Origin of the sequence: Streptomyces aureocirculatus (assembly GCF_000720475.1) — a bacterium.
GTDB lineage: Bacteria > Actinomycetota > Actinomycetes > Streptomycetales > Streptomycetaceae > Streptomyces > Streptomyces aureocirculatus.
In genome coordinates this window covers 1-12851 of sequence record NZ_JOAP01000106.1, presented here as the reverse complement: position 1 = coordinate 12851, position 12851 = coordinate 1, and the positions used below count along the sequence as shown (strand labels likewise).

Here is a 12851-nt window from a genome sequence, read left to right as displayed (position 1 = left end):
CCCCCACCCCCGCGAGCCGGACACACCCTCCCCACACCCAACCCCCGGGGACCGGACACTCCCCGCCCACACCCCGCCGCCGGTGGCCGGGCGTCCCGCCCACTGCTGCCACCGCGAGCCAGATACTCCCGCCCACTGCCGCAACCGCAAGGCGGATACTCCCGCCGCCCGGCTTCCCGCCGCCGCCAGCCGGACACTCCCGCCGCGCGCGGCCGCCACCGGCAGCCAGATGCTCCCGCCCACTGCCGCGACCGCAAGGCGGGGCAGTCCCGCTCACACCCCACCACCGCGAGCCGAGCGGGCCCGCGCACCCCCGGCACCGCCCACACCCCCGCACCCCAGAAGCCCGTCGCTCCGCGACGGGCTCTCCCACCCACCCACCCTTCTTCCGGCACAGAGCCGCCGCACACCGAACGACGACCCCGAATCCGCGCCTCCGAGCCCCCGGCCACTCGCCCCGTGTCCCCTGACCGACGCACTCCGGGCAACACCATCTACCGCCCGATTTCCTGCCGCCGAACCCGCAGTTGGCGTCCGGTACCCCGGGGACGACGGTCACGGGGGTGGGGCGGGTGGGTGGGGTCAACGCCGCGCAGCGGCGAAGACGGTAGCCGCACCCACGGCCAGACGACTGCCGCACCCGAGCACACACCGGCCCCCCGGCACCCCGGGGACAACAGTCACCGGCGGGCGGGTGGGATCGCGCCGCGCAGCGGCGCAGACGGTTGCCGCACCCACAGCCAGACGACTGCCCCACCCAAGCACACACCGGACCCCCCGGCACCCCGGAGACAACAGTCACGGGCGTCGGCGGCCCCCCACCCCGGGGACAACAGTCACAGGCGGCCGGGTGGAAGTAACGACACCCCACGGCGGAGACGGTCGCCGCACCCACGGCCAGACGGTCGCCGCACCTGAGCACACCCGGCCCCTCCGGCACGCCGGGGACTCGGCGGCCCCCCACCCCGGGGACAACAGTCACAGGCGGCCGGGTGGAAGTAACGACACCCCACGGCGGAGACGGTCGCCGCACCCACGGCCAGACGGTTGCCGCACCTGAGCACACCCGGCCCCTCCGGCACGCCGGGGACAACAGTCACGGGCGGGCGGGTGGGATCACGCCGCGCAGCGGCGCAGACGGTTGCCGCACCCACAGCCAGACGACTGCCCCACCCAAGCACACCGGACCCCCGGCACCCCGGCACCCCGGAGACAACGGTCACCGGCGGGCGGGTGGGATCGCGCCGCGCAGTGGCGCAAACAGTCGCCGCGCCCACGGCCAGACGACTGCCGCACCCGAGCACACACCCGGCCCCTCCGGCACCCCGGGGACAACAGTCACGGGCGGGTGGGTGGGATCGCGCCGCGCAGCGGCGCAGACGGTTGCCGCACCCGAGCACCCCCACCCCGGGAGGCGGCCGGGCCCACACGGTTACCGCCCCCCCGGCGCAGACGGTTGCCGCACCCGAGCACACTCACCCGGGAGGCGGGAGCGCGGAGGCAACGCCGCCCCCCCCCGGCGCAGACGGTTACCGCGGAGCAAGGCGCCGCGGAGCCGGGCGCGCCACGCCCACCCCCCAGGGCTACTGCCCTCCCGAACCCCCCGTTTCCTACGGTGGACCGGTGACCGCCGTCGAGCACCGAAAACCGCAGAGGCCAGAACTCACGCGTCGCGAGCGCGAACGGCGGTCGCGGCATCTGCTCCTGGGTGTGTGCGCCCTGTTCGCGCTGGTGTCGGTGGCCCTGGTGCCTCTGGACCTGCGGCTCGGCTGGGACGAGATCGTCTACGCGAGCCGCTTCGGGCCCCACGAGCCCGGCGGGGCCCCGGGGAGCGTCCCGTTCAGCGCACCCCGTACCCGGGGCGTTCCCGTACTCATCGCGCCGGTGGCCGCGTGGAGCGACTCCGTGGTGCTGCTCCGGGTGTGGCTGACGGCGCTCGCGACAGCCGCGCTCTACCTCGGGTTCGCGCCCTGGCGGCGAGCCCTGCCCCGGTTCCCGGAGGTCGCGGGGGTCGCCGCCGCGCTGTACGGCAGCCTGTGGATCACGCTGTTCTACGCGGGCGCGGCGATGCCCAACCACTACACCGCCATGGGCGCGGCAGCCGCCGTGGGACTGTTCCTGCACCCAGGCCCTTCGCGCCCGCGTACGTACGCGGGCATCGCCGCCGGCCTCGCGCTCGCCGCCCTGATGCGGCCGAACGACGGCGTCGCCGTGGCCCTTCCGCTGCTCGCCGCCGCCGTCCTCGTGCCGCTGTGGCGCTCGCGCGGCCGGGCGCTCGCCGTGGCCGCGGGGGCCGCGGCCGGACTGCTGCCGTGGGTGGTGGAGGCATACGTTCGCTTCGGTGGCGTACGCGAACGCCTCGACGACGCCAGCGAGGTGCAGGGCGGACTGCGGTTCACGGACTCGGCGCTGCACCAGTTCACCGCCATCGACGGGCCCCTGCTGTGCCGCCCGTGCACGGGGGACGGGGTGCGGGTGCCCGCGCTGTCGTGGTGGGTGCTGCTCGCCGTGTTCGTACCCCTCGGCCTGTGGTCGGCACGGCGGCTGCGACGGACGGCCGCGGGTGTCCGCCTCGCCGTGGCCGTGGGATTGTGCGCCGCGCTGCCGTACGTCCTCCTCGTGCCGTACACGACACCCCGGTTCCTGCTCCCCACGCACGCACTGCTCGCGGTGCCCGCCGCGCTCGGGGTGCTTGCCGCGGTGCGGTGGGCCGGACGGGCGCGCCAACCGGTGCTCGCCGGGGGCGTTCTCGCGGTGGTGCTCGCCGGACACCTCGCCGTGCAGACCACCCTCACGTCGGGCAACACCCGTATCCAGGAGGTCTCGAGAGAGGACTGGCAGCGGGTGGCCGAGGTGCTGCACCGGCACGGGGTGCGACCGCCCTGTCTGCTGCGGGGCAACACGACCGTGATCCCGCTGGCGTACACGGCCGGGTGCGAGCCCGCGCCCCGCGGCGACGAACGGCGGCCCTCCGCCCTCGTCCTGCGCAGGCACGCGCCACCCGCGTGGGCTCGGGACTGGCTCAGGATTCCGGTGCCCGGCACCTACTCGCCGGGCTGGGAAGTCCACGTACCGGAAGTCCACGTACCGCCCGGCCCGCCCTGAACCAGCGGTCTCGGGGCGGCGGTCACGCACGCAAAATGTCCAGGGCGAACCGGTATGCGGAACAGCGCGTCCGGATCCCGCTCTTGACGTGAACTCAACACGTCGCCACCATCGGGCACTCCAGGCTCATTCGGGATTCAAACTCAACGGAAGCCGGAGCCCCCCACATGAGACTCTCCATGTCCGGACGCAGTGCGGCAGCGGCCGTCATAGCCGCCACCGCCCTCCTGACGACCAGTGCGATATCCACCGCGGCCACCGGGTCCCCCGGCACCGCCGCACCCCAGCGAGCGGCCGCCGCCCCGGACATCCCGGTGGCCAACGTCAAGGCGCATCTCTCGCAGTTCCAGTCCATCGCCTCCGCCAACGGCGGCAACCGCGCCCACGGCAGCGCGGGCTACAAGGCCTCGCTCGACTACGTCAAGGGCAAGCTGGACGCCGCCGGATTCACCACCACCGTGCAGCAGTTCACCAGCAGCGGCCGGACCGGCTACAACCTCATCGCCGACTGGCCCGGCGGCGACGCGAACCAGGTCATCATGGCGGGCGCCCACCTGGACAGCGTCAGTCGCGGCGCGGGCATCAACGACAACGCCTCCGGCTCCGCCGCCGTCCTGGAGACCGCCCTCGCGGTGTCCCGTGAGCAGTACAAGCCCACCAAGCACCTGCGGTTCGCCTGGTGGGGCGCCGAGGAGCTCGGCCTGGTCGGATCCACGTACCACGTCCGCAATCTGCCGGCCGCCGAACGCACGAAGATCAAGGGCTATCTGAACTTCGACATGATCGGCTCGCCGAACCCGGGCTACTTCGTCTACGACGACGACCCCACCATCGAGCGGACCTTCAAGACCTACTACTCCGGCCTGAACATCGGCACCGAGCCGGAGCGCGAGGGCGACGGCCGCTCCGACCACGCGCCGTTCAAGAACGCGGGCGTCCCGGTCGGCGGCGTCTTCACCGGCGCGAGCAACACCAAGACCTCCGCCCAGGCCCAGAAGTGGGGCGGCACGGCGGGCCAGGCGTTCGACCGCTGCTACCACGCGTCGTGCGACACCACGGCGAACATCAACAACACGGCGCTCGACCGCAACAGCGACGCGGTGGCGTACGCGGTGTGGGGGCTGTCCTCCTAGTCCCCCCGGGGTCCGCCCCCTCCCCCGGGCCCGCCTCGCAGCTCGCCGCCCGGGACCACCCGGGGCTTCCCGGGGCTTCCCGGGGCCTCTCGGAAACTCCAGCCCCCTGGGCACTCTGGACGAGAATGCTTGCGCGTGCATATAGTGCAGACGCAAGCATTCGTCGTACGCAAGCACCCAGGGGGCACCACCATGACTCGCTCGTTCCTCTTCGTCCACGGCAGCGCCCGCCCGCAGGGCAACACCGAGATGCTGGCCCGCAAGGCGGCCGAGCAACTGCCGTCGGACGTCGAGCAGCGCTGGATCGACCTGGCCGGCCATCCGCTCCCGGACTTCCAGGACCTGCGCCACGACGACAGCCGCCCCCGCGCCCGCCCCCGGCCCGAGGGCGACACCGAGGCGCTGCTGCTCGACGCCACGCTCGCCGCGACGGACATCGTCATCGCCTCGCCGCTGTACTGGTACTCGGTGTCGGCCACCGTCAAGCGCTACCTCGACTACTGGGACGCCTGGCTGGAGGTGCCGGAGCTCGACTTCAAGAACACCCTCGCGGGCCGCACCCTGTGGGGCGTGACGGCCCTCGCGGACCGCAACGAGGCCGCCGCGGACCCGCTGGTCGGCACGTTGCGCAACACCGCCGCGTTCTTCCCGATGCGCTTCGGCGGCGTCCTGCTCGGCAACGGCACCCGGCCCGGCCACGTCCTGAACGACACCGAGGCCCTGGCCCGCGCCAAGACGTTCTTCGCCCGCGAGGACGTCCCGCTGGCCCGCTTCCCGTTCGGCGAGTCCTCGTACGAGGAGGAGTGAGCCGTCCCTTCGTGGCAACGGCCTTCGCTTACGTGGCGATGTCCTTCGCCTACGTGGCGATGTCCTTCGCTCCGAACCGTGCCCAGGCCGCCGACCCGAACACCCCGGCGTACAGGCCCTGGAGGCCGAGGTTCTTCACCAGGTCGTCCCAGTAGACGGGTTCGCGCATCAGGTCGGCGAAGGACAGCCAGTAGTGCGAGAACAGATACGGGTGGACCGCGTGCAGTTGCGGGATCTGGTCGACGATCTGGACGGTGATGAGCAGGCCGACGGTGGTCGCCATGGCGGCGATGCCGCTGTTCGTCAGCGTCGACACGAACAGGCCGAGGGCCGCCACACCGATCAGTGAGGCGGCCACGACCAGCGCGATCAGCAGGGCGCGCAGCAATCCGTCGGTGAAGCTGATCCGGGTCCCGGAGATCGTGGTGACCTCGCCGAGCGGGAAGAGCAGCGCCCCCACCGCGAGCGCGGAGGCCGCCACCACCAGCGTCGCGACCAGGCAGAACGCCAGCGTGCTCGCGTACTTGGCGAGCAGGAGCCGGGTGCGGCCCGCGGGTGCGACGAGGAGGTAGCGCAGTGTTCCCGCGCTCGCCTCGCCCGCGATGGCGTCCCCGGCGACGACGCCGATCGCCATCGGCAGGAAGAACGGCAGTGTCGCGGCCAGCGCTGTGAAGACGAGGAACAGACCGTTGTTGGTGACCTGCGCGATGAACGCGGGGCCGCCGCCGCCGTCGGGGCCGCCACCGCCGATCGAACCGCCGTCGCTCGTCTCGATCCTGACGGCGACGCCGACGAGTACGGGCACGGCGGCGAGCACCGCGAGCAGCGCGAGGGTCCGCCAGCGGCGGAAGGTGAGGGACAGCTCGCTGCGGAACAGGCCGAGGGTCCAGGCGAGACTCACTGCCCGCCCACCGCTTCCCGTCCCGAGGGCCACGCCCGACGCTGCCCGCCCGTCCGACCCGACCGTCTCGGCGCCAGCCCGCCCGTCCGACCCCGCCGCCTCGGCCGCCGCCCGCCCGTCCGACCCCGCCGCCTCGGCCGCCGCCCGCCCGTCCGACCCGGCCGCCTCAGCCCGCGACATCGAAACCCTCTCCCGTCAGGGCGACGAACGCGTCCTCCAGGGAGGCGCGTTCGACGCCGAAGCCACGGACGCGGACGCCCGCCTCGACCAGTGCGGCGTTCACATCGGCGAGTTCCGTGCCCGGTGGCTCGCCCGTGACCCGGTCGTCGGCGATCACCAGGTCGGCCACGCCGAGTTCCTTGAGCACGCGGGCCGCGTCCCCGGTGTCCGGGGTCGTCACGACGAGCCGCCCGCGCGCGCCCGCGGCGAGTTCCGCGACGGGGCCCTGGGTGATCAGCCGGCCCCGGGTCATCACAGCCGCGTGCGAGCAGACCTGCTCGATCTCGTCGAGGAGGTGCGAGGACAGGAAGACGGTGGTGCCGTCCGACGCCAGCTCCCGCACGAGGGAGCGGATCTCGCGCATGCCCTGCGGGTCGAGCCCGTTGGTGGGCTCGTCCAGGACGAGCAGCTCACGCGGCTGCAGCAGGGCGGCCGCGAGGCCGAGGCGCTGCTTCATGCCCAGGGAGTACGCCTTGGCCTTCTTGCCCGCGGCGGCGGTCAGGCCGACCCGGTCGAGGGCGGCCTCGGCGCGGGTACGCCGGGTGCGGGGGTCGGCGGTCGGGTCGGCGGAGTCGTAGCGCAGGAGATTGTCGCGGCCCGACAGGAAGCCGTAGAGCGCCGGGCCCTCGATGAGCGCGCCCACGCGCGGCAGAACTCTGCGGCCGTCGCGCGGCATGGGGCGGCCGAGCACCCTGGCCCGGCCGGAAGTCGGCTCGATCAGGCCCATCAGCATGCGGATCGTCGTGGTCTTGCCGGAACCGTTGGGGCCGAGGAAACCGAAGACGCTGCCGCGGGGGACGGTGAGGTCGAGGTGGTCCACGGCCAGGTGCTTGCCGTAGCGCTTGGTGAGCCCGGACGTCTCGATCACGTCGGCCGTGCGGTCCCCCGCGCGGTCCCCGCTGGTGCTCGGCACCCGTACCTCCCGTTCGCCCGGCTGCCCGTGGCCCGCCGTTCCCTCTGCCTGTTCCGTGTTCGTGCTGTTCGTGCTGTTCGTGCTCGCTGTACGGCGACTCATCGCTGTACGGCGACTCATCGCTGTACGGCGACTCATCGCTGTACGGCGACTCATCGCTGTACGGCGACTGATCGCCGTACGGCGGATCCGGGGTGCCCCTCTGCTCGGCACCCCGGATCCGCCGCCGGTTCGTCCACCGCCCGCGCCCGGGCGCTACTGCGCCGCGTTCGCCGCCTTGAGCAGCGCGTCCTTGGTGACCGCGCCCACGTACACCTTGCCGTCGTCGGTGATCAGCGCGTTGACCAGGCGGGTCTTGAAGACCGTGCCCGAGCCGAAGTCGCCCTTCACCTTGTCGCCGAGGGAGTCGAGGAACTTCGCGGCCTCCTGCGGTACGTCGTCGGACGCCGAGGTGGGCAGGCCCTGGTCGCCGGGCAGCTTCAGCTCGGCGATGGACGTCCAGCCTTCGCCGATGACGTTCACGCCGGGCTCCGCGCCCTTGAAGTCCTTGACGTCCTTGCCGCCCTCGTGCCGGAACGTGTCGTTGCTGTCGCCCTCCTCCGTGACCTTCGTGCCCTTGGCCGGCTTGAAGTCGAAGGTGGACGCGGCCGGCTTGCCGAAGTCGACCTTCGTGAAGCCCGCGTCGACGACGGCGGAGCCGCCTCCGGCCGGGGACAGCGTGAACTTCAGCGGCGTCCCCGTCTTCGCGTCCACCGCGATGGTGATCTGGCCGACCGTCGAGCCGGAGGCCTTCGGCTTGAGGACCAGACGGTAGGCATCTCGCCCCGCCACCTGCGCGCTGCCGTCGACCTTCACCGAGGTCGACTTGTCGGCGGCCTTCAGTGCCTGCTCGGCGAACTCCTTGGGCGTGGCGGGAACATTCTTCGGCAGGTCCTTGCCGCCGTGCTTGCCTGCGCCCTCACCCGCCTTGCCGCCGTCCTTGGAGTGGTACGCCTCGTTCGACGCGCTGTCGTAGGCCCACACGTCGTCGCCGTTGTGGATCAGGCTGTACTCGGCGGCGTCGTCGAGGACCGACAGCTTCTGCCGGTCCGGGCCGTCGGCCGCGACCCGCAGCGTGTGCGTGCCGGTGGCCAGTTCCATCAGCTTGGCCGAGGGGTCGGCGGCCGAGCCCTTGCCGTCGCCGCCCTCCTCGTCGCCGCCCCCGGCACCCCCGGCGCCCGGCGCGAAGGAGCCGGTCATGCCGGAGGCGAACGACGGCAGGCCCAGGTCCGTGCTGATCTTCACCGTGCCGGAGAGCTGCTGTGTGTCCGACGCGGCTATCTTCTCGATGAGTTCCTGCGCGGTGACGTCCGGCAGGTCCGGGTCGCCCGACGTGGCGAGCGCCGGGACGAGCCCGATGGTCGCCGCGGCCACCCCGGCCACCGCGAGCGGAACGACATAGCGCACCGCCTTGCGGCGGCCCGCCCTGAGCTCCCCTGCCTCGTTGGAGTCCTGCTCCGGTTCGTACGGTGCCATTGTCTGCCTTACCTCCGTGGTCGGCGGCGGCGTTCTTTCCTCGCGTGCACTCGTCCACCCCGCGCCGCCATTCTCACCCGAATTGGTCAGGAGTGGTTGTCCGCGCCTGTCTTCGGCTGTCTCCATCCGACCAAATCGGCCAGCAGGAAGCGTCAGACCGCGGGAGCAACTCCGCCTACTGCTCAGGGATGACACAAAGGGGCGGCGCCTCCCCCGTCCCGTAAGGGGAGGCGCCGCCAGGGGTGGTGACGATCGGTGCGTCACGGGGGCGGTACGCACGTACGTCACGTGGTCTCACGCCGACTCGGCGGGCAGCTCGGCGTCGGCTCAGCGGCTGACGAACACGTAGTCCGCGCCGTACGGCACCGACACGATGCTCTTCGGCGTCCCCGGCTTGCAGGTGCCCGGCGGCTGCACGCCACCGACGGTGTTGAGCCGCAGGATCTCCGTCGTGCCCGCGAGCAGCCCGCGCTTCTTGCCCACCTGCTTGGCCTTCAGGTCCAGTTCGGCGATGTTCTGCTTGCCGTTGGTCGTCTTCGAGATCAAGGTCCCCGTGACGCCGCTGCGGTCGGGCACGACCCAGCGCGGGGTGCCGGAGTTCGGCGCGACGAAGTCATGGGCGATGCGGCCGCCGAGCGTCGCCCGGACATCGCGCTGCTGGAAGGTGAAGCGGCCGGAGCCGTCCGTCGTCTTCTTGCACTGGTAGATCTGCCTGCCCTTGACCACGGATGCCTGGAAGCTACGGCCCGCCGCGTCCAGGGAGGCGTTCGCGGTGACCTTGTGGAGCTGGCCGCGGACGGCGCCACCGGGGAACTCGGCGGTGTGCAGGTTGGCGTAGAAGCCGTTCGGGTTCGCCTTCAGCTTCTTGAGCAGGGCGGCGTCCCGGACCTTCACCGTGCCGGTCACGCGCCGGTGCTCGGCCTTGGCCAGGAGCTTGGTGAAGTCGACCTTGACGGCGCCGTTCGCTCCCTTCGCGCCCTGGTGGATGTGCAGGGCGGTGGGCTCGGCGGTGCCGCGCCACTTGACGGTGACGGACACCTTGTCGCCCTTGACCTTCACGAACTGCAGGGCCGCGCCGTCCTTGTCGCCGACTGCTGGGCCGCCGGGTACGGGCACCTCGTTGGCGCCGTTCAGACTCGCCGCGAAGAGGGCGCTGCCGCCCACTCGCGCCGTCGCCGTGCTGCCGCTGTCCGCCGACGCGGGCAGGGTGGCGGCGGCGACACCGGCGGCAGCGGCGACCGCGACGGCGCCGGTGAGGAGCCGCGTCCGGCGACGGCGGCCGCGGGCGGCCGAGGTGCTTGACGGGTTCGTCGCGGTGGTCGTGGCGGTGGCGGTGGCGGTGGTCCTGGCAGTGGCGATAGCCGTGTCGGTGGCGATGGCCGTGTCGGTGGCGATGGCCGTGTCGGTGGCGATGGCCGTGCCGGTGGCGATGGCCGTTGAGTCGGTCGTGCCCATGATTGACGTCTCCCCGTTCGACGCCGACGCCCCCTGCGTCGGCTTCCGAGCAGAGGTACGGAACGGATCCGAGCCTGGACTCAATCCAGACTCAAGCTCCGCTTGTGATATGCGTCACGCACGCCTGCTCGGCGCGCCCCGCGCTCCGCCGGGCGCGACGGCGACCGCGACGACGGCGGGGTCTCGACGCCGGTGCCGGTGCCGATGCCGGTGTCGGTGTCGGTGCCGGTGTCGGCGAGGGCTCAGCCGGCCCGGTGCACGACCAGATCGCACAGCTCCAGGAGAGACGCCTTGGCGTCACACTCGGGCAGCGGGGCCAGCGCGGCCCGCGCCTCCTCGGCGTAGCGCACCGTGTCCCTGCGGGCCTGCTCAAGGGCCGGGTGCACCCGCAGTTGGGTCAGCGCCTCCGCGTGCCGCGCGTCGTCCGTGAGGTCGGAGTCGAGCAGCTCGCAGAGCGCGACGTCCTCCGCGAGCCCGAGGCGCGCCACGCGCTCCCGCAGCCGCAGGACCGGCAGCGTGGGGATGCCTTCCCGCAGGTCGGTGCCCGGCGTCTTGCCGGACTCGGTCGACTCGGACGCGATGTCCAGTACGTCGTCGGCGAGCTGGAAGGCGACCCCGAGCCGCTCCCCGTACTGCGTGAGCACGTCCACCACGGACTCTTCGGCGCCCGACATCATCGCGCCGAACCGGCAGGCGACGGCGACCAGCGAACCGGTCTTCCCCGCGAGCACTTCCAAATAGTGGTCGACGGGGTCGCGCCCGTCGGAGGGGCCCGCCGTCTCCAGGATCTGCCCGGTGACGAGCCGCTCGAACGCCTCGGCCTGGACGCGGACGGCCTCGGGGCCGAGGTCGGCGAGCGTGTGGGACGCGCGCGCGAACAGGAAGTCGCCGGTGAGGACCGCCACGGAGTTGCCCCAGCGCTGGTTGGCGCTCGCCACGCCCCGGCGCACATCGGCCTCGTCCATCACGTCGTCGTGGTACAGCGTCGCGAGGTGCGTCAGCTCCACGACCACGGCGGACGGCACCACTCCGGGCGCGTACGGGTCGCCGAACTGGGCCGTGAGCATCACCAGGAGTGGCCGAAAACGTTTGCCGCCGGCCCGCACGAGGTGCTGCGCGGCCTCGGTGATGAAGGGGACCTCGCTCTTGGTGGCCTCGAGCAGGCCCTCCTCGACAGCCGTCAACCCGGCCTGGACATCGGCTTCGAGAGCCTGGTCCCGCACGCTCAGCCCGAAGGGCCCGACGACGGTCACGAGGGGTTCTCCTGTCTGCTGACGATCACAAGTCGATCACTCGGTCGATCTTTCACCGATGACGCGGTTTGTCGATGTGTCGCTGCCATCACTCAAGTCAGCGTATCCGGTCGCCTTTCGATCACAGCCAGCGCCTGCCCGGGCCGAGGAGACCAGCCTGCCCGATAGACATGGAATGACCGAAATGGTCCACCATGAATGATGTGCCCCACATGGCGGGGGTGACGCACCCCTTCCGGGCGGGCTCCCCGCCCCTTCCGGGTGGGCTTCCCGCCTCTTCCGGGTGGGCTTCCCGGCGGGCCTCCGGGACGTCCCCGACCCGGTCGGCGGCGCGGCCGCCCGCGACGGCATCCGGCCAGACATCCGTCCCGCACCTGTTTCCGGCCACGGTCCCCACACGACACACGGCACACGGCACACGGCACACGGCACACGGACCGCGTGGACCGCGCGGGCCGCATCACCCGTACGCCAGCAGCCGCTCGATCACCACCGCGATGCCGTCCTCCTCGTTGGAGGCCGTCAACTCGTCAGCCACCGCCTTGAGTTCCTGGTGAGCGTTGGCCATGGCCACACCGTGTGCGGCCCAGGCGAACATCGGGATGTCGTTCGGCATGTCCCCGAAGGCGATCGTCCGGGCGGCCCCGATCCCCATCCGCTCCGCCGCGAGCGCGAGTCCGGTGGCCTTCGTCACGCCGCACGGCTGGAGCTCCACCGTGCCGGGGCCGGACATCGTCACGGTCGCGAGGGACTCCACCGCGCCCCTGGCCACCGCCGCCAACTCGTCGTCCGCGAGTGCGGGGTGCCGCAGCAGCACCTTGCTGATCGGCTCCTCCCACAGCACCCCGCGCCGGGGCACCCGTACCGCGGGCAGCGTCGGGTGCGGCATCTCGTACCCGGGCTCGATCAGCGTCAGACCGTCGACGCCGTCCTGGTCCACGGCCGCGAACACCTGCCCGACCTCGGCCTCGATCTTCCCGAGCGCGACCTCCGCGAGCTCCCGGTCCAGGGTCACCGACCACACCATGCGGCCGCTTCCCGCGTCGTAGAGCTGCGCCCCCTGCCCGCACACCGCGAGCCCGTCGTAGTCGAGCTCTTCCAGGAGCGGGCGCACGCGGGGCGCGGGGCGTCCGGTCACGACGAGGTGCCGTGCTCCGGCCTCGCTCGCGGCGGCCAACGCCCTGCGCGACCGGTCGGAAACCGTGTCGTCACAGCGCAGCAGGGTTCCGTCCAGGTCAGTGGCGATGAGGGCATATGCGAGGGGAGCGGCCATGATCCGAAGAATACGGATCTGAGGCCGCACGGTAAGCCGTGTGGCAGGAGCTGTGACGGTTGGGGCGCGCCCGGCGCACTCCGGCAGACAGCGGGTCGCGGGCCCGGATACGTACGGGGATGCGCGCCCGGGGCGCACGAGGGCGTCGCGCGTGAGGGCACGCTCCTGATTCACCGGAACGAGGTGGCCGAGGCCGGGCGGGAACGGACGGGCTCCGCGCGCCCCCACACTCCCCGCCCGCGCCCGCACCCCCGGCACTCTCCGCCCGCCCCCACCC

Annotated in this window: 9 protein-coding genes; 3 read left to right on the top strand and 6 right to left on the bottom strand. The window is 72.5% G+C overall.

Features of this window, described 5'->3' with window-relative positions:
- Nucleotides 1-1623 precede the first annotated feature (1623 nt).
- From IG78_RS43505 to IG78_RS0140570, 3 genes are all read left to right on the top strand, one after another.
- Nucleotides 1624-3105, top strand: a complete 1482-nt coding sequence (locus IG78_RS43505) for a hypothetical protein (protein ID WP_225882431.1) — start codon at nucleotides 1624-1626, stop codon at nucleotides 3103-3105.
- Nucleotides 3106-3272: 167 nt separating this feature from the next.
- Entirely contained in the window at nucleotides 3273-4238 is a 966-nt protein-coding gene (locus IG78_RS0140575) for a M28 family metallopeptidase (RefSeq protein ID WP_030574641.1), read from the top strand.
- 192 nt (nucleotides 4239-4430) lie between these two features.
- The gene (locus IG78_RS0140570; protein ID WP_030574639.1) at nucleotides 4431-5045 is read left to right on the top strand and encodes a flavodoxin family protein; all 615 of its coding nucleotides are present in this window, start codon (nucleotides 4431-4433) and stop codon (nucleotides 5043-5045) included.
- A 49-nt stretch (nucleotides 5046-5094) separates the two neighbouring features.
- On the opposite strand, the gene IG78_RS0140565 is transcribed toward IG78_RS0140570, so the two are convergent.
- From IG78_RS0140565 to IG78_RS0140540, 6 genes are all read right to left on the bottom strand, one after another.
- Nucleotides 5095-6126 (bottom strand): ABC transporter permease, encoded by a 1032-nt coding sequence (locus tag IG78_RS0140565; RefSeq protein ID WP_030574635.1) that lies wholly within the window; start codon nucleotides 6124-6126, stop codon nucleotides 5095-5097.
- Nucleotides 6113-7078 (bottom strand): ABC transporter ATP-binding protein, encoded by a 966-nt coding sequence (locus tag IG78_RS0140560; RefSeq protein ID WP_030574632.1) that lies wholly within the window; start codon nucleotides 7076-7078, stop codon nucleotides 6113-6115. Before IG78_RS0140560 ends, IG78_RS0140565 begins: the two co-directional genes overlap by 14 nt.
- Nucleotides 7079-7333: 255 nt before the next feature.
- A complete protein-coding gene (locus IG78_RS0140555) occupies nucleotides 7334-8593 on the bottom strand; it encodes a LolA family protein (RefSeq protein WP_030574628.1) in 1260 nt (419 codons plus the stop codon).
- A gap of 327 nt (nucleotides 8594-8920) precedes the next feature.
- Complete coding sequence (locus tag IG78_RS0140550) at nucleotides 8921-10048, bottom strand: CHRD domain-containing protein (protein ID WP_078965964.1); 1128 nt, start codon at nucleotides 10046-10048, stop codon at nucleotides 8921-8923.
- 242 nt (nucleotides 10049-10290) lie between these two features.
- Entirely contained in the window at nucleotides 10291-11301 is a 1011-nt protein-coding gene (locus IG78_RS0140545; RefSeq protein WP_030574622.1) for a polyprenyl synthetase family protein, read from the bottom strand.
- Nucleotides 11302-11761: 460 nt separating this feature from the next.
- Nucleotides 11762-12574: a Cof-type HAD-IIB family hydrolase gene (locus IG78_RS0140540; RefSeq protein ID WP_030574618.1), complete on the bottom strand. Its 813-nt coding sequence runs from the start codon at nucleotides 12572-12574 to the stop codon at nucleotides 11762-11764.
- Nucleotides 12575-12851 lie beyond the last annotated feature (277 nt).